19 protein-coding genes are annotated in these 18,935 nt (G+C 32.0%); 6 read left to right on the top strand and 13 right to left on the bottom strand.

All coding sequences use genetic code 11. From position 1 onward, the window contains the following. The first annotated feature begins 414 nt into the window (after positions 1-414). The 6 genes from H4K33_RS13775 (at position 415) to H4K33_RS13750 (ending at position 4,588) form a co-directional block, all read left to right on the top strand. Complete coding sequence (locus H4K33_RS13775) at positions 415-897, top strand: hypothetical protein (protein WP_182649974.1); 483 nt, start codon at positions 415-417, stop codon at positions 895-897. Continuing rightward, positions 881-2,011 carry a hypothetical protein gene (locus H4K33_RS13770; RefSeq protein WP_182649972.1) on the top strand — a complete coding sequence of 377 codons (1,131 nt, stop codon included), beginning with the start codon at positions 881-883 and terminating at the stop codon, positions 2,009-2,011. The genes H4K33_RS13775 and H4K33_RS13770 overlap by 17 nt, the downstream gene beginning before the upstream one ends. Continuing rightward, positions 1,989-2,429, top strand: a complete 441-nt coding sequence (locus tag H4K33_RS13765; RefSeq protein WP_182649970.1) for a hypothetical protein — start codon at positions 1,989-1,991, stop codon at positions 2,427-2,429. Before H4K33_RS13770 ends, H4K33_RS13765 begins: the two co-directional genes overlap by 23 nt. Positions 2,430-2,812: 383 nt before the next feature. After that, entirely contained in the window at positions 2,813-3,061 is a 249-nt protein-coding gene (locus H4K33_RS13760; RefSeq protein ID WP_182649967.1) for a hypothetical protein, read from the top strand. A gap of 478 nt (positions 3,062-3,539) precedes the next feature. Continuing rightward, positions 3,540-3,788, top strand: coding sequence for a hypothetical protein (locus tag H4K33_RS13755; protein ID WP_182649965.1), 249 nt, complete (start codon positions 3,540-3,542; stop codon positions 3,786-3,788). 533 nt (positions 3,789-4,321) lie between these two features. Then, a complete protein-coding gene (locus H4K33_RS13750) occupies positions 4,322-4,588 on the top strand; it encodes a hypothetical protein (RefSeq protein WP_182649963.1) in 267 nt (88 codons plus the stop codon). Positions 4,589-4,695: 107 nt separating this feature from the next. On the opposite strand, the gene H4K33_RS13745 is transcribed toward H4K33_RS13750, so the two are convergent. The 13 genes from H4K33_RS13745 to H4K33_RS13685 are packed head-to-tail and all read right to left on the bottom strand — an operon-like array spanning position 4,696 to position 18,934. Then, entirely contained in the window at positions 4,696-5,172 is a 477-nt protein-coding gene (locus H4K33_RS13745) for a transferase (protein WP_182649961.1), read from the bottom strand. 31 nt (positions 5,173-5,203) lie between these two features. Next, positions 5,204-6,169: a glycosyltransferase family 4 protein gene (locus H4K33_RS13740; protein WP_182649959.1), complete on the bottom strand. Its 966-nt coding sequence runs from the start codon at positions 6,167-6,169 to the stop codon at positions 5,204-5,206. 9 nt (positions 6,170-6,178) lie between these two features. Then, entirely contained in the window at positions 6,179-7,084 is a 906-nt protein-coding gene (locus tag H4K33_RS13735) for an NAD-dependent epimerase/dehydratase family protein (protein ID WP_182649957.1), read from the bottom strand. Between the two features lie 4 nt (positions 7,085-7,088). Beyond that, the gene (locus H4K33_RS13730) at positions 7,089-8,261 is read right to left on the bottom strand and encodes a glycosyltransferase family 4 protein (RefSeq protein ID WP_182649955.1); all 1,173 of its coding nucleotides are present in this window, start codon (positions 8,259-8,261) and stop codon (positions 7,089-7,091) included. 12 nt (positions 8,262-8,273) lie between these two features. After that, positions 8,274-9,395, bottom strand: a complete 1,122-nt coding sequence (locus H4K33_RS13725; RefSeq protein WP_182649953.1) for a glycosyltransferase — start codon at positions 9,393-9,395, stop codon at positions 8,274-8,276. Then, the gene (locus H4K33_RS13720; protein WP_182649951.1) at positions 9,392-10,441 is read right to left on the bottom strand and encodes a right-handed parallel beta-helix repeat-containing protein; all 1,050 of its coding nucleotides are present in this window, start codon (positions 10,439-10,441) and stop codon (positions 9,392-9,394) included. Before H4K33_RS13720 ends, H4K33_RS13725 begins: the two co-directional genes overlap by 4 nt. Continuing rightward, the gene (locus H4K33_RS13715; protein ID WP_182649950.1) at positions 10,425-11,558 is read right to left on the bottom strand and encodes a glycosyltransferase; all 1,134 of its coding nucleotides are present in this window, start codon (positions 11,556-11,558) and stop codon (positions 10,425-10,427) included. Before H4K33_RS13715 ends, H4K33_RS13720 begins: the two co-directional genes overlap by 17 nt. Further along, positions 11,555-13,420 (bottom strand): hypothetical protein, encoded by a 1,866-nt coding sequence (locus H4K33_RS13710; RefSeq protein WP_182649948.1) that lies wholly within the window; start codon positions 13,418-13,420, stop codon positions 11,555-11,557. The genes H4K33_RS13715 and H4K33_RS13710 overlap by 4 nt, the downstream gene beginning before the upstream one ends. Further along, positions 13,417-14,679, bottom strand: coding sequence for a hypothetical protein (locus H4K33_RS13705; protein WP_182649946.1), 1,263 nt, complete (start codon positions 14,677-14,679; stop codon positions 13,417-13,419). The genes H4K33_RS13710 and H4K33_RS13705 overlap by 4 nt, the downstream gene beginning before the upstream one ends. After that, positions 14,663-15,958 (bottom strand): MOP flippase family protein, encoded by a 1,296-nt coding sequence (locus H4K33_RS13700; protein ID WP_182649944.1) that lies wholly within the window; start codon positions 15,956-15,958, stop codon positions 14,663-14,665. The genes H4K33_RS13705 and H4K33_RS13700 overlap by 17 nt, the downstream gene beginning before the upstream one ends. Further along, positions 15,945-17,108, bottom strand: a complete 1,164-nt coding sequence (locus H4K33_RS13695) for a TDP-N-acetylfucosamine:lipid II N-acetylfucosaminyltransferase (RefSeq protein WP_182649942.1) — start codon at positions 17,106-17,108, stop codon at positions 15,945-15,947. Before H4K33_RS13695 ends, H4K33_RS13700 begins: the two co-directional genes overlap by 14 nt. Next, complete coding sequence (gene rffA / locus H4K33_RS13690) at positions 17,101-18,237, bottom strand: dTDP-4-amino-4,6-dideoxygalactose transaminase (RefSeq protein ID WP_182649940.1); 1,137 nt, start codon at positions 18,235-18,237, stop codon at positions 17,101-17,103. The genes H4K33_RS13695 and rffA overlap by 8 nt, the downstream gene beginning before the upstream one ends. Then, complete coding sequence (locus H4K33_RS13685) at positions 18,224-18,934, bottom strand: GNAT family N-acetyltransferase (RefSeq protein WP_182649937.1); 711 nt, start codon at positions 18,932-18,934, stop codon at positions 18,224-18,226. Before H4K33_RS13685 ends, rffA begins: the two co-directional genes overlap by 14 nt. Between the last annotated feature and the right edge of the window lies 1 nt (position 18,935).

Raw genomic sequence — 18,935 nt, 5'->3', positions numbered from 1 at the left:
CAAACAAAAACTTACAATTGCGTTCAATTTTCAAATAAAACACACATTTACAATTAGTTACGCTTTTGAATAAACAAGAAACAGTTTACTTTTACAATTCCCATTTAACTAGATGTCTCTAAAAGATATTAGAAATTCACTTGTATAACATGGTGGCGGTATTGGAAACAACTGAAAACGTAAAAATCGATATCTAGACGTTAGGACACCTAAATTGTACGAGTTTATCTTTAAAACTAGTTTCGATTATGAATCTTTGTTTGTTGGGTCTATCTCAACGTCTTAACATCTCATCAACTCAACCTTTTTGCTCTTTGTTGAGATGTTAAGGAAATTCACTTGTTTGTTGAGCATCTCATCAACTAATGACAAAAATTCATATGATATAAAAATTTAACCCTTTAAAAAAAAACAATGAAGTCACTTAATTTATTGTTCGTCTCCATAATTACATTGGGACTAACAACTTCATCCTGTAACAAAGATGAAAGCGTAGTAAATGAAAAAAACAATTCAACTTTCGTTTCAAACGAGAAGCAAAGCTTGAGTGATAGAGATTTAAATAAACTCTACATCGATGAAAAAGGTATTGCTCTGATAGGCAATTTCCTAACACAACAATCTCCTCCAAGAAGAGTATGGGTTGACACCATGAATGAATGTACAAATCACGATGGCGACTGCAATTTTTCTGATATCGTTATTGTTATAGCACCGACCCCAAGCTATACACAATCCGTAGAAAAACTTAAACAAGACTTAGAGAACCAAGGGTACACCATTGAGCTTGCAAAAAACCAAAGTTTAAACAAACTTTTTTTTCACCTTAAGAAAGCGCAATTTCCTACACAAACAATCGCTTTTCAAATAGTAAACTCAAATGAACAGCAAACCTAATCTCTCTTTTCTTATTACTGTTGCAGTACTACTGTGTATTGCAACAGTTTTTTCTGGCTGTTCTAAAAGTCAACATACTATTGTTTTAGATCTAGGATATAATACCCATCCTATTGTCGGCAGAGGAATATTTTACGATAAAGCAACTCAAAGTTATCAACTTTACTTTATCAACAACCAAGCTGAAAATCCCTTGGTTTACTTTTTTGACCTAGCTGGTAATAAAACTGATTCACTAACCATCAACTTTCACTTGCAAAAAAGCCCTAACAACATCAAATTTATAAGTAAAGATTCCATTTTATACACGTTAAGCAGAGAAGATCTCAATCAGTTTTACCTTATTAATCCCAAAGGAGATGTTTTACAATCACGCGATTTAAAACCTCTTATTTCAAAGATGGGAGATGAACATGACTACTATTTAGTTCCCTTTAGAAATAATTGCTACACGCATTTTTCTCTTCAGCAATTTACGACAACCATTTTGTTTAGCCCTAATCAAGACTATACAGAGGCTCATGCCCATTTATCTGAAGTTGAACGACAAAAAGCCCTGCGTACTTTAGAAAAAAAGTCTTTCGTCTTACTTGTGGTCCAGCATTTATTTACCGCTCCTAGGATCAAAATGAGACCCGGTCTTTTTGACGAAAAAAAATCGATCATCAGCAAAACGTTACTTGTTGATCTAGCACATAGTTTCTACGCTTACAGCCCTTTTAGCAGAGTCATCTATGAGTTAGACTACAACATGAATATTCTATCGCAAACGCAAATAATCTCAGAAGAGCAATTGATAGCAGGAGAAGACAAAAAAGAAGACAACCAAAAAGTAAGCTATATCGATAATATCGTATACGATAAAAACACTCAAGATTTTTTTGTCATTATTAGCATAGACAATGATGTCTATAGTTATAATGTATCTCAGCTCCCCGTCTCTTCATTTATGGTTAAACATTACGATAAACATTTTAACTTACTTGGCTCAAAAATTTTTGATGGAGAAGAATATAATATCAACTCAGTTCTCTTAGCAAACAACAAACTATTTGTAGAAAAAAGAAATGAAACCTTTGGTCAACTAACCTATGAAATACACACTGAAATATAGCATCACTTTGTTTCTGTTCTTCAGCTTATTTTGCTGTACGCAACACACCAAACAAACGCCTATTACTTATCTGGAAAAAAAGTATCAAGTGCGCATTACCCCTCACATCAAGAAAATTTACCTTGTGGATGAAAACAAAATCTCTTGCGGACCTTGTTTGAATGAATTCCTCCATTACTTGACACAAAAACAACCTACCCAACAAGAACTTATTCTCCTCAATAATACAGGAACTTTTATTAACCACAATCTTTTCCAAAATAAAGCATGTACAATTATTCAGTATAAACCAAAACTAAATGCTCTCGATTCTTTACTACCTTCTCTAGGAATTATATACGTAACCAATGGTACCCTTGATAGCGTGGTTCACGTTACCCCAACGAATATACAACAAGTAATTGCACAAGATGGTTAGTTGTTTGGTGAGATGGTGAGATGGTGAGTCGGTGAATCGGTGAGATGACGGGATTCTTCTTTAAAGAAAGTACTTTCTGTTTAAGCAAAATCTACCTTCAACTAACGACCTTCAACGAACAACAAACAACATATACCCAACAAACAAAAACTCACAATTGCGTTCAATTTTCAAATAAAACACACATTTACAATTAGTTACGCTTTTACATAAACAAAAAACAGCTTATTTTTATACTTCCTTTTTAATTCAACTTCTTAAATAATGATCAAAAAATTCACTCGCATGGTATGGTGGCGGTATTGGAAACAACTGCAAACGTAAAGATTATATGTTGAAACGTAAAGGACACCTACCCCATGTGAGTTTTAATTTTATCGATTATGAGTAAGCTTCCATTACCACAAACGCAAGCGGCTATTGATCGTCATAATTTGGCCATTCTACAAACGCTTTATGACAACAATGCCAGTTTTACAACCTATGCCAAGAGCATAAACGAAATCTTCTACTACTATGTACAAAACTGTACAGATAATCCAGATGAGCTATTTATCGATCGTACAGACGTGCAATGTGTTCTTGAAGTAGTCAACTCTCTCTTACAACTGCAAGAACCGCTTTTGGAGTGAGTAGATTGTTTGTTGTTCGTTGTTCGTTGTTTGTTGTACCATCTCACCATCTCAACACCTCATCATCTCATCATCTCATCAACTCATCAACTATCTCACCTAGTTTATATTGGTTTTAGTGTTCGATGAATCTACACTGCGTTTCGATTTTCACTGCGTTCCGATTTCAACACCTCATCAACTCACCCTCCCATCAACAAACAACTTTCGACCAACAACAAACAACATGCACCCAACAAACAAAAACTTACAATTGCGTTCAATTTTCAAATAAAACACACATTTACAATTAGTTATGCTTTTACATAAACAAAAAACAGCTTACTTTTATCTCTCCTATTAACTAAACAATATCCATACATGAAGAAAAATTGCTCGTACGGCAAGGTGGCGGTATTGGAAACAACCGCAAACGTAAATAAATGATATTGTTTAGACGTTAGGGCACCTACTCCGTACGGGTTTAATTTTATCGATTATGAGTAAGCTTCCATTACCACAAACGCAAGCGGCTATTGATCGTCATAATTTGGCCATTCTACAAGCGCTTTATGACAACAATGCCAGTTTTACAACCTATGCCAAGAGCATAAACGAAATCTTCTACTACTATGTACAAAACTGTACAGATAATCCAGATGAGCTATTTATCGATCGTACAGACGTACAATGTGTTCTTGAAGTAGTCAACTCTCTCTTACAACTACAAGAACCGCTTTTGGAGTGAGTAGATTGTTCGTTGTTTGTTGTTCGTTGTTTGTTGTACCATCTCACCATCTCAACACCTCATCATCTCATCAACTCAACATCTCATCAACTCATCAACTATCTCACCTAGTTTATATTGGTTTTAGTGTTTGATGAATATATCTCACTGAGTTTATATTGGTTTTTGTGTTCGATGAATCTACACTACGTTTCGATTTTCACTGCGTTTCGATTTCAATACCTCATCAACTCACCCTCCCATCAACAAACAACTATCGACGAACAACAAACAACATGCACCCAACAAACAAAAACTTACAATTGCGTTCACTATTCAAATAACAAACAGACTTACAACACTTTACACTTTTTAAAAAGTTAAAAACACCTTACTTTTATACTTCCTATTTAACTAGATATCTTTAGAAGATATTAAAAAATTACTCGTATAACATGGTGACGGTATTGGAAACAACCGTAAACGTGAAAATCGATATCTAGACGTTAGGACACCTAAATTGTACGAGTTTATCTTTAAAACTAGTTTCGATTATGAACAAACCCCCTCAATCTCAGTTTCAAGTGATCAATAGTGATCAACATAATTTAATGCTACTGCATATGTTATACGAACACAATGCCTGTTTTGAATCCTATGCAAAAAGCATTAACGAACTGTTTTACTACTACGTTCAACATTGCACAGAAAATGGAAATGATCTCTTTTTAACTTCAACGGATATACAGCAAATCCTCGAAGTAGTCCATACCCTACAACAACTTAAAGAACCACTAGTTGAATTGCAATTTAAGGAATAAAAGTATTTTTGCTTTTATATTTGTTATTTGTTTCCCGTTGTTTTGCAACAACATTCAACGAACAACAAAAAAAAAAGGATGCTCTATTGAACATCCTTTTTTTTATATTAAAAAGTCTCTGATTTCCAGACCACTTGTCCCGGTTTTAGTGTTTGTAAAGCGGTAACACGAGCAAATCCAGCTACATAAGCTGAAGGATAAGTACAGACATAATCTTCTATAATAGCATCATGATCAATAGTAACATTGGCATTTATAATACAATGTTTTCCTATCTGTGCATCAGCCTGTACAACCGCATTAGCCAATACCACCGTTCCTTCACCTATTTTTGCAGTTGGTGCTACATAAGCGGTTGGGTGAACAATTATACCAAATGAATGTTCTACTTCTGTTGAAATTCTTTTGCGCACTTCATTATTGCCTATTCCAATGATTATCTTCGCCTCTGATTCGTAACTTACTTGATATGGATTACTAGCATCATCAAAATAATCTACACAAATTGTATTATTAATTTGATGAATTGCATCTGCAACAACCTTTCCATGGCCACCCTTTCCGTAAATCATTATTTTTTCCATCTGTTTGCTCCTGTTTAAAGTAAATGTTATACTAGTTTTTAGGTTCTACATATTTAGTAATAATGTTTCGTTTTAAAAGTAAGTAACCACCACTTAACACCACTAATATTCCAATACTAACTCCTATTTGCACCGTTACAGATTCGTGTGTTAAAGATATAACTGAAGTACCTATTAGATATTGAATAATTCCATAAGCAAAAGCCACATACAACTTATTGATACCAGCTTCATTGCTCAAGTATTGGTATAGGTGAGAACGATGCGCCTGAAAGATATTTTCTTTTTTCAACAAACGTCGTACGATTGTCCATACAGTATCAATACCATAAACAACCAAGAAAAGAATATAAATAAAGTTACCTGTTGTAATGATTAATTGTCCTAGTAGAAATACCACAATAAATGCCATACATACACTACCTACATCACCCGCGAAAGCTTTTGCTTTAGTTCTAAAGTTGAAGAACGCAAATACCGCTGCGCCCAACATAGCAAATATAATTAGATTTTGATCTACAAACTGTACATCTATGTTTACCATGGCTAATAAAGCCAAAACAACCATACTATACCAAGCGGTAATTCCATTAATACCATCCATGAAATTATAGGCATTAATTGTACCTATTACTCCTATTAATGCAGGAACAATCCACATCCAGGATAAGGCAAACAAATTCCATTGATAAAACATCAACAGCACCGATATCAAGTGAATGAGTAAACGTATCTTATTGGATAATGTAAAGATATCATCTAAAAAACTAATAATAGTAATGGCGGTTAATCCTAAGAAAAAGTAAGGATATTCAAAACCAGAGTAAATAAAATAGGCTAAAGCCCCAAAATAAAATACTACTCCACCCCCTCTTAAAGTAATCTGCGTATGAGAACTTCGGTCATTGGGTTTATCAATAATATTGTACTTATCTGCTATCTTAAAGTACACTAATTCTGCAATAAAAAGTATTGCTACTAACAGAATATATTCCATAATCTATTTTTATTTTCTAAAGCTTCTAATGGTATGTTCTAATCCCTCTTCTGCACTAACAGGCAATTGATGTATGCCTAAAGCACGTTTAACTTTCTCATTCGAAACAACATAATTCTCCGTTAGTTTCTTTAAGCGTTCGGAATTCAAAGGTAACTTTATTTTATCTCCAATCGAGGCTACAGTTGACATTAACTTCTTCGAAAGATACCACAGCTTCGGTTTTTTCATGGATATTTTGGCAATTAAAGCAACCAAATCATTTGTTGCTAAAGCTTTATCATCTGCGAAATTATATATTCCTGAAGGAACGGTATCATTTTGGATCATGGCTTCTACCAAATAACATAAGTTCTTAATAGATAAAAAAGAACGATGATTATCAAAAGAGGCCAACGGCCAAGGGATGCCTTTTTCTACAATTTTATAAAGCAGATTTAAATTACCTTTATTTCCTGGTCCATGTATCATACACGGACGAATAATAAAAACTCTCTTCCCTTGAGGGAGTTGCTTTTTTAGCAAGTATTGTTCTGCTTCATGTTTTGATTGCCCGTAGGGTGTTAAAGGCTTAGCCACAACATCTTCCTCTAAAACTCCTTCTACAGTATCTGCAACTGCTTTTACTGAGCTGAAATAGAAAAAATCTCTCGCCTCACTAGCCAAAAAAAGCTCAAATAACTCAATCGTCAAATCGCGATTAACAGCAAAATATTCCTCCGCATTTGCTGTATTGGAGGTGTCATGTGCTTTACCCGCCAAATGAATAAATACCGTTGCGTCTTTAGCAACTTCCTTTTGCCAATTAGGTTGTCTTAAAGATAATGGCTCTGTTTTATATTTTTTTTGCTCTAAATAAGGGACAAGATTTTGTCCAACAAATCCAGAGGTTCCTGTTATTGTAATTTTATACATTGATTTACTTTAAATACTGAAGAATTGTTTCTGCCATCTTTTGATTGACCTGAGTTCTCTTAAATTTATTTTTAAACTCGTTTCGTTCCTCTAAACGGTACACATATTCATTCATTTGACGTACCATATCATCAACATCACAAGGTTTGAATAAAATAATATTTGCTACATTTTCCTTCATAAAACTGTAAGCGAAACCGCCCACACCAGCAATTATTGGTTTTTTAAATGTAGCTAGTTCAAATATTTTAGAAGGCAATACTTTTTCAAACGCTTCAAAATCATTCAAATGTATGAACAAATAATCAGAATGATTATAGATATCAATAAGTTCGTTTCGCCTAACGGGTTTCATGAAAACTACATTTGACAAACCAAGGTTTTCTACTTCCTCTATCAACTCTTGTTTTGCTCCCCCATCACCAATAATTTGAAAAACATAAGAATCTCCTAATTCTTTTGCTGCTTTAGGGATAATTTTGTGTAATCCTTGTCCTTGTCCGATATTACCTGCATAGGTAATTACCTTTTTATCATTAACCTTAGTCTGATCCGCCTTGTTTTCCAGAAAAACGTCATCTATTCCGTTAGGAAAATAACTAAAAGTTGTTTCGTATTTATCAAAATACCCCTTAAATCCTTCTGATATGAGATTAATATGAGTAGCATAAGAAAATACCTTTTTCTCGACTTTTTTCAATACAGGTAAAGCAATTTTTTTTACAATTCCTTGGTGTAAAACATCACTCATTGTATCTACAAAAATGTCTCGAATATCGAGATATAAAGGAATATTTTGTTTTTTTGCAATTGTGTAACCCAAATAAGCTGTAAACAAACGTGAGGAAGAAGCATAAACTAAATCATACTTTTCATTTTTCACTAGATTTTTTACAGCTTGGTAATAAGCTTTAAATGCAAAAATCTGATCCTTCATACCGCTTTGATGTGAAGGCAATTGAATACGGTGCACTGTATAGTTTTCCTTCTCTTCGAATGATAAAGCTTCTTCTTTAAAACTACTATACCGATTGGGTTTGGTAGTTATAACTGTAATCTTTCCTTTATCTCCCAATTGTTTGGAAACCTCGGCTAATAAGGGGCTGTTTCTGAAAGAACCTGCACATAAATCAGGTTCGAAATAAAAAGATAAAAAAAGTATATTTTTGGTTATCATAGTATTTTTCTATTATTTTTTACCAACAAGCTTAACTAAAACAGCATAAAACTCATTCATGCTTTGATCCCAAGAAACATCATTTTTTTCTTTATACTTAGCAATAGATGATAACAATTCATTATATATCGATTTATCTTCCACAATTTTATCAAATAATTGCTTTAAAGACTCATCATCCTTATAATCAACTGTTAAACCTATATTTTCATGTTCGACAAATTGACCTAAACAAGTATTTTTTGCATAAATTCCTGGTCTATCAAAAAATAATGATTCATGAAATTTATTAGAAATTGCATACTTAACATTGTGGTTGTCGCTAGGATAAACAGCCCATATATAATCACTGATCAAGTAAAAGTTGCTAATTTCACTGTAATCATACCGTCCTGTTATCTTAACATGAGAGTACGCTTCATTAGCTAAAAAGCTTTTAAGTATATGACTTTCATGTCCTTCCCCATAAATTCTGATTTCCACATTTTTATAAGCTGCAGAAAATGTTATTAACTTTATTAAGATATCAACATATCTAACACCTCCTATAAAAGAAATTACTATTTTATCTGGATTATGTATTGTATTATTAACCTTATCAGGGGCAACTTCCGTGTTCTTATTAAGATTAGGAATGTTTTCCAAAACAAGGATATCCTTGGTGAATTTGGAATACAAATCAACATAAAACCTTGAGGCTAAAGCCATAAAGTCTGTTTTTTTTAAACTAAACTTTTCTATAGCTTGTAAAGTTTTTAAAACCAAACTATTGGAATGTGTAGGAACATCTAAATTTTCGTAAACAAGAATTTGTCCTTTCTTCTTTAAAAAATAGCCTAAAAACAACATGTCATAATGAGAACACAGTAAAACATCAGGTTTTTCAATGTGATTGACCTTCTTTAAATATTTAAAATACCTAAAAATATTCATAACCTTACTGTATCTATCACCTAGCTTACTTGGATATTCAAAAATATACTCCTTTCCAGAAGCTTCTTTAGAAAGTAGTGTTCCTTGCCTTAACCAAGCACTTATAATCACCGTGACGTCTTGCTTATGCCTCAAAAAATCACCTATTTTGGAATTACGTGTATTTATGGGATAATTACTATCAATAATTAAGATTTTCATATCTCTTTTACTAAAACATTATTATTTTCAACTTTAAAATTGCCTCTAGCATTTCTTTGCTCAAAAAAATATCCAATCAACTTTTGATCCTTATTTTCCAGAGTATAGATAACTCGATTATTACTAATCAAGAAAAGTTTTTCTGGTACTCCTCTAACTACTACTGCTGGAGTCTTTTCATTTATTATAAATAAATTATTTTCTACAACAAAATAAGTACCTGCTATTTGCGTACCATCTTTTCTATCAACTCCACCATGCACATCAACAGCCCAATGATTTCCTTTTGAAACTTCAAAAGTATTATTGCTCACAAAATAGGAAGATCCTTTAACTCCATTTGAAGCAACAGCATGTCTATTACTTTTAAAAAAATTTCCATCTATCTCAACATCCCCACCATTAACGGCTACACCATATCCTAGACCAAATCGTTGATTATCAAAAATATCATTATTCAAAACTTTTATATTTGTTGCACCTTTTTGAAGGTATATCGCTGCATGGGTCCATTGGGATAATTCACAGTTAAAAATTATTGTATTGCGTTCACTTGTATAAATTCCAATGGAAACAGGAGGGTCATACATATTTTTATTGTAATACTCTAAATAGTTTTTTTTAATCTTTCTTCTACTTTTATTTTTTAGATGATCTTTACCTTTTAAAATTTTCCCATCATTCCCTTTAATTCGCAATCCCGCAATAAGTACATCATCGCCTTCAACTTTAAAAAGAGGAAAAACGCCATCACTTTTTGTATATAATAGAGCACCTAATTGCTTATTTTTTGACCGATCTCCAATTAATTTAACACCTTCTTTCAATTCAATATCCTCCACTCCCGTTAAATCTATTTCTACCTCTCCTTTTATATATAAGACGTCATTCTCTTTACTATTTTCTAAAGCGTGAATAAAATCGGATTGAGAAAGAATAACAAAATCTGCCTTCAATTTTAAGCGTTCAACTAAAACAGATAAATCTTCAGTTGCAAAACACTGAAAACAAAGAGTGAAAAATAAAAGATTAAATAAAATTCTCATAGACAGACAAAAATTTATTGATTTCCTCTTCCTTCAATATTGAAAGCACTTCGCTTTGATACTTATGGTTAGCGACCTGATCAAGTTTTTTTACATCTTCAATATCTTCAATATAAAATCCTGAATTATATTTATTAGTAAAATTAAACAAAACAGGATTATCTTTATTAACTAAGGTTGGAATGCAATTTTTTAATGCAATGAAGTAACGATTTGGCGCGCATAATCTATTATTTATATATGTAGGTAAATACATAACAACAGCAATGTCTCCTAATTGCCAAAACAAGTCTAGCGATTGGTAAGGTACACTTCCTACAAAGATAAATGCATCTTCAGACAATTGATATTGGGTTAAAAACGCATCAAATTCTTGTCTTGAAATTCCTAACAATACAATTCGATACTGACTACCAACTAGCTTTGAACTCAAAACTGCCAATTTTTCTCTTCCACGTTCTTCTTCTAGTGCCCCTTGATGAATAACTACTTTTCCTCCCTCTGTTTTTACTAGCTTGATTGCATTTAATTTCTTTTGGAGATCAATAGATAATTTGCTAGAATCATCATTTACAACTTCAAAATAAGGAAGATTAAGAAAGTATGAACTTTTACTTAATCCAAGCTCTTTATCTAAAATTTCTTGTCTTTCACTATTCGCATAAATTACAGCGTCAGCTATTTTCATTAGTTTTCGCTCAAACCTCTGAAGAATACGATACTGAAATGACTCATTTTCATTTGGCATTTCATGATCATCATAAATTAATATTGTTTTTCTACGAATAAATTTTTTATATATATAAACGGGTAGAACTACAGCAAAATCCTGAGTATGAATTACTTTTGGTTTTAGCTTAATCAACTTCATTAATGCACGAAATGTAAATTCTAAAACAATCAAGGGTCTTAATATCTTCGAATTTCTCACTAAAGGATTAATCTCATGTATTTCAACATTAGAATCTAAGCTAATATTTACCGGTTTATCAGGTAAGAGTATAAAGTCAAATTTAATTTTTCCATAATTAACCTCATTCAATATTTTAATTTGATTGAGAATTCTTCCATCATTGTTAAGATTCGTTTTGGCTATAAATACAATATTCGTCATCATTTCAAAGAGTTAATAAAATATACAATGTAAATAATCAATTTTCCACTAGTGAAAAGATTACACAATAAAAATAAATTAAATAAGAGATATAGATAGGTAAAAAAGAGCCTTCTAAGTAAAAATGCCAATGAAGCAAGAACAAAAGTTCCTGCTAGCAAAATATAACTAACAAAAACCTTCCTCACTACTAAAGTTACTGGATACTTATGTTTTAATTCTTTCATTACATTATACCTTTCAGAATTACCATGCTTCAATTTTGACGACAAAGTAGTAAGATCAATTTCGAAATTATCAGGCAAATAGAAAGAAAATTGATTAGTATCTTTTGTACTTAACTTTATCGTTTGCACTTTTGATTTATAGCTATCCGATACAAAAATAGTATCCATGTATATTGGTTTTAAACTCTGAACCACTATTTGATCTTCTTCTGCTATTAACTTAACCATAAACTTATCAATAGCTTCTACTTTAATTTCAGGATGAATAATAAAAGAAGAGGTAAAATTTGATTCAGAAGAATCAAAAACATCGATTACATGTTTGTCTCTAAAAACCACTTTTCGATCTATTTCATTTGATACAGATTGTGCATGTCCTAGAAAACTAACTTCATTTTCCTCGATATTAACTGATTTAATCTCCGAACTCGTAATTGTTTCTTCTTTAAATTTAGGCCCATTTTGGATAGTTGGTCCAAGAACTATTTTTCTAAACTCGTCATTTACTTCATACGAATAAGTTCCTGAATTTATGATGTAGGGTCTTTTATAATAAAGATATACTCCTAAATCTTCTTGTAATTTATGAACATTCGGTTTATTGTCAAGAGACACGAAAAACATCATAAAGTCTTTGTTTTCAGAAGACAACCCCGCTACATTATTTTCAAATTGAAAAATATTATATCCTTTACTGTTGTTAGCAATTAATGTAGTATCGATATTTTGATTATACGAATCGCCTGTTCCTTGTAAAAAACCAGTAGTCGATACGATCGAATTAAGATAGCGTTTTTGCTTTTCAACAGTTTCTCGAAGTGTATGATCATCGTTATAACCTAGAATAGTATTGAATAAATCAAATTGCAAAAAAATATAGTATTGATAACCAAAAGCCGATTCCAAAATACTTCCATCCTCACTAACATAAATAGGTAAAACATCAAATAAATACTCTTTTGCCCTATCAATAATTTCTTGTTTTTGTACAATTGTTCCAACTCTTAATAGAGCACGTATTTGCATTAATCCGTGATTCATATGATAAGAGAAAAAATCTTTCTCCATAAGAAGGTCTACTAAATGCTTAACGTGATTAACCTCTTTATTCGATACTACATAGCCCGCAGCTTTTTTTAGTGAGATATACAAGACCAAGGATTCTAACCGCTCAGCTACAGGATGATCGTGATTTATATATACATCATAAACAACAAAAGACTGTGCCAAATCAATAACTTCATCCACAAGCTTATCCACTTGCTCAACATCAATCCCTTCTATTCCATTTTCAATCATATAATTTCTTAGGAAACCTAATGAATACAAGGCGCTCTTATATGAACTGTTTTTTATTTTTTTAAAAGATTTAGCATCGATGTTATCTTTAGCAAAATCAAATATAACATGATCCTCATACTCGATCAACATCGTCTTGTCTTTTCTTATGTTGAGCATTACAGGATAAGCAGATCTATCATTAATAATATTCTTAACCCTGTTTACGTCATCGAATAAGAGTTTTTCATCTGCAGAGTTAAAATTGAATTTATTCTTTACTATTACATTTTGAACCAATAAAAAAGAGACTATAACTAATAGACCGCTTAAGAAAATGAATATTTTTGATTTTTTCATAATTTACTTCTATCTAAGATTGGTAATCCACATAAAAATAGCAAACAATAACTTAAAGGATAAAATATCATTGGACTAATGAAATTACCTAATATAAATAATATGAATATCGTTTTATTCGCTGGATTCAGCAGTTTGTTGCTAATTTTGCGAGGTTGCAGAAATATTTTCTTAAACAAGAGTAAAAAAACTAGATAGATCAAAGCTGTAATAATCATCCCATATTGTCCTAAAAAATCAGCCCAAGGCATATGTTCTCCGATCAAATTAAAACTACCTTTATCGGGTACACCAATCCCCCATAATGGATTTTCTAAAAAAGTATTTATGGAATTGCTAGCTAAAATCGTTCTACCAGTATCATCTCCCCCTACCTCATTGAATCGCTCCATTTTATTTAGAATGGGCTTAAACAATTCTAAGTCTACCAGAAAGAAATTAAATAAAAGATAACTACCTGCTACCAATAAAGAGGCTTGAAAAATAAGCACAAAGGGATTCTTTTTTGTGTTAATCATGAAATAGTAGAATAATGCAAATACAAATAATCCTACAGACGCAAAAAAGGTAGAAATAAAAATACTTAAACTCAAAGGTATAAGACAAAGTAAAAGCAAATTTCTACTACTTTTATTTAATTTAAACGATTTCATCGTACCTAATGCAAAAACAATAATCATAGACAAACTGGAGTAAAGTCCATTTGTTCCTAAACCATGTTTTTTAGCATCAAGCTCTTGAAATGAAGTCAATTGTCCACTAGATAGATTTCGAATCACTAAAACATCGTTATTGAAAATATAAGGTATCGATATAATAGAAAAGACACACAATACAGCAAGAACTACAACAAACACACTATGTCTTAAATTGACATCCTTTTCGTAATCACTAGAATAATAAACACAAATTGTAAAAATACATCCTAGATGTAACAAATTAAGAAACTGTAATAGTCCTGCCTTCCCCGTACTTGATAGGCTATAATGAATAAAAATAGCGAGGTATATGATCATTAAAAGTAAAAAGATAGAAAAATACTCACGCATAACTTTAATCCGCGAATTATATCCTTTCAGGAAATAAACAACAATCCACAAAAAAAAAAGAGCAAACGAAGGAATTAATCCTCTAAAAAGATAGCTAAATAATTCAACTGAAGGTAATAAAATAATTAATGAGACAAGGACAACCTCAAATGATAATTTAAATTTTACTCTTTGCTTTGCAGCATCTAACATATTAGGATTTGATTCCATGGATAATTTTTTTAAAATCTAAAACGAAACAGGATCTTATATAATCCATTAAACTTACATCAAGCAATTTACTAATAAACAATTTCCAACTAGGAATATATAACACAATCATGGCCAACACTAGAGATAGAGTTACTCCTATTATACCGAATAAACTCCCCACATAGATAAATATTGGCATGATTAAAAGTAGCAAAAGATTCCAATAAAAATCTAAATCTGTGCGTCCTGTTGCTATCACTAAACTTCCTACTGGGTTACCGATGGCTCTAAAGATCATATAAATAGACAAGATGCGCACCAAGATTACAATCGAATCAAATTCCTGACCGTATAAAATATGAACGGCTAAAGGAGCAAAAATGATCAACAATCCATAAACTACGATATTTAGAGTAGCAATCATATTTAGCATACTCAAATAGCGTCGTCTTAACTCGGCTATATCATTTTGAAAACGGGCCAAAACGGGTGAAGCTACGCGTAATACAATAGGATTTAAAAGCTGAAAAGGTCTAAATACCAACTGTTTTGCTAAGCTATAACCTCCTAAGACATCGGGAGAAAAGAATTTACCGATCAGCAGTACATCTAAATCTCGATTGAAATAATTAGCTACTTGTCCACCTACTTGATACATACCAATCTTCAAAAAGGGGATCGTTTCTTTTATTTTACAATGAAAAGATAGTCCATACTTTTTAATTCCACGAACAAAATAGCAGAGGTTTACAAAACCAAACTGTATCATTAGGGAATAGACTAAAGAAAGTACACCATACCCACGCATGGCAAGGTAGATAGCTACCACTAAAGACAACAAGGCACCAATCATATCAACAAGTGCGATATAATTAAACTGAAGCTCCTTTTGTTCAATCGTTTTAAACTGTCGTCCAATACCGCTAATTACGAGATTAAAGCCAATTAGCCAGAGTAATTCTGTTAGGCGAGGCATATCATAGAATCCCGCAATAAAAGGGCTCAAAACAGCTAAAACACCGAATAGCATAACACTAATTCCGAGATTGACCCAATACAAACTGTGGTACTCTCTTTTTGTTATGTCTTGTTTGTGTAAAATTCCGATAGAAACACCAAAATCATTAAACAACTCCATAAAGGAAATAACAAAAGTTACGATAGCCATTAAACCAAAATCACTTTTGTCTAAAAAACGAGCAAGCACTGATATTTTAACAATAGCAACAACAGCAATAACCACCGTTGAAATTGTCGTCCACCCTAGTCCTTTTCTAATTTGATTATCTATTGACATTCAACAACTGATCTACTAATTCTTTACTTTGTTTTAGAATAACATCTTTACTAAAATATCTTTTTAAGATAGTTTGATTATGCAAAATGACATCTTCCTCTAACACTTGATTTTTATAACGTTCAAACTCTGTATCTAAATCAAAAACTCTAATTCCCAATCGGTTAAAATAGTGAAATACAGGATTTTTCTTAGACAGATAAACGCGTCCACCCATATACAAGAAGGCAATGATATTGCCCATGGCTTGCTGGCGGTAATGATAAAATATTGCCGTACTACAACTAGATAAAAGCTCAAAATACTTTGCTCGATCCATAAAATCTAGCAAGGGCAAAAAATCATCTTCAAAAGCCAACTTGCCTTGTCTTAGAACTTCATTTTTATACGAGATATCAGTACCATAATTTAATGGTACTATTAGTTTTACTTGATTCAACTCATTCTCTTTAAGCAAGCTAAAAACATCCAAATGATTACATTCTGGAGAATTTGAATTACCGATCAAAATATTTGATGCTTCGATATTTACACGCAGTTCTTCTTGTCCTGCAAGATATTGATCGATTGAAAAATAACCCGTTTCGAGAAAGGACGTTTTATTAGCGTATACCGAATTAAAAAGATCATAATCTTCTTTAATATAGCTGCAAAAATAGTCAATACGCTGGTGTGCTTTTTCGTAGGTTAAATAGAAATCCTCACGTTTTACAACTAACTTATAGTATAACCCTCTTAAAAGTTGGTTCTTTTTAATTTTTTGAACGAGTACAAATTTACTATCTCTTTGAGTCAAAAACTTATAAGTATCAGACGCATAGAGTCGGTCAACTAATTTGGGTAAAAAATAAATGTCGTATCCCCATGCAAACCATCCAATTTTAATCTTTCTATCGACAGTCAGAATCAATTTTGCAAAAATATGATTGAGTCCGTGAACGATTATTCCTGATACTTCTAAGTTGATATTTTCTTTGACAAACAGTTCCTCTTGTCCAAAAATAATATGATCCCCTACCGACTTACAATACTTTCTATTATTAGGATTCCCATACACAAAAAAAACATTGTCATTGAAAACTTTTTCAAAATTTTCAATGACATTATCTGTTACTTTTTCATCTGGAATTAAATGTAAAATCTTAGCCATTTACAATTACCTCTGTTATCATTTTCACTTGTTCATTCGATAATTCAAAATACAATGGCAAACGCACTAAACATTCAGAATATCGATCTGTTTGTTTTAACTGACGACCATCGTGTTTATCTTGATAAAATGCACTTTTGTGTAAGCTTAAATAATGGAAAACGGCTGATACTTTGTTGTCTTTTAATCGTTGAATTAAATTTGTGCGTTGTTCCACATCTTTGCAAACCAAATAAAACATATGTGCATTGTTTGTTGAATTTTCTGGAATAAAAGGCAACATAACATCATTTTTCAATGCCCAATCTTTCAACTGTGTTTCGTACTGATTCCAAATTGCAATACGTCTTTCTTGAATTCGATCGATATTTTCTAACTGTGCCCATAAGAAAGCAGCGATCATTTCTGAAGGTAAAAAAGAAGATCCCATATCTACCCAACCATACTTATCCACTTCACCTCTAAAAAACTCAGAACGATTAGTTCCTTTTTCCCAAATAATCTCTGCTCTTCTTGAGAAACGCTCGTCATTAATAGCTAATAACCCTCCTTCACCAGAAATAATATTTTTCGTTTCATGGAAAGAAAAAGCGGCTAAATGCCCAATTGCACCTAAAGCTTTCTTCGTACCATCAGAAAAAGTAAAATCGTTATCTAAAGCTTGAGCCGCATCTTCAATAACCAATAAATTGTATTTATTTGCAAGGTTCATGATTTTCTCCATATCACAAGCTACACCAGCATAATGAACAGGAACAATGGCTTTTGTTTTTGCAGTAATTAACGATTCGATTGCATCCTCATCAATACCTGGATGATCTGCTCTACTATCGGCAAATACAATTTTTGCTCCTCTTAAAACAAATGCATTTGACGTAGACACAAAAGTATAAGAAGGCATAATCACTTCATCTCCTTCTTTAATATCTGCTAAAATAGCAGCCATTTCTAATGCATCTGTACATGAAGTTGTCAGTAGTGATTTTTTAAACCCATAACGTGTATTAAAAAAATTCTGGCATAAATTGGTATACTTTCCATTACCGGAAAGTTTTCCTTGATTAAGAACCGCATCTTGAATATAATCGAGTTCTTTTCCTGATAAATAGGGTTTATTAAATGGTATCATGCTTCCAAATATGATAAATGTAGGTTATACTATAAATATTAAATAAATTCTTTTGATATAAATGCATGGCTGGCTCATTTGTAAACTGAGTTACAACCATAGCGCGTTTATATCCTTTCATCTGAACTCTTTTTTTGAATTCACGAATTAAAATTGTCGCTATTTTCTTTCCTCTAAAGTCGGAATGAACAGCAGTTAAGGTTATATTCACTGTACCATCTGCGCTGTCGTTAAAAGTTAGAAATCCTGCAACTTCTCCTTTATACTTAGCAATTAAAGTGTCTAAAGCAAAATGACCTGATAAAGAATTATCTAGCCATTTTTTATATAATTCTTTAAACCCAGTACTGGTAAAGTTTGTATCTTTTTTAAATCTAGATTGAACACCACTTTCATATACTAACGCTAACAATTGATCATATGAATGTTTGTCAGAATCAAACGATTCGACAATAACATCCTTACTTATCAATAAATTAGTTTGTTCCTCTTGTTCTAATTGACAACTCAATACGCATTTTTCATCTTTCAATGCCCAATCTAATTCAGCGATTGGCTTCGAACTAAACACGTAAACAAGATCAAAATCGTCTCTATTAAGTGATGTAAAATTTGAGTAATCATCAATGTAAGTTCTACCTATTCTATGTCCAAAAAAATCACTATCCCATTCTAGATATTCCACTTCTTTTCTCATT

The organism is Myroides sp. WP-1, from assembly GCF_014145635.1.
Taxonomy (GTDB): Bacteria; Bacteroidota; Bacteroidia; order Flavobacteriales; family Flavobacteriaceae; genus Flavobacterium.
The sequence above is the reverse complement of the archived record's forward strand: the minus strand, read 5'-3'. Positions and strand labels throughout refer to the sequence as shown.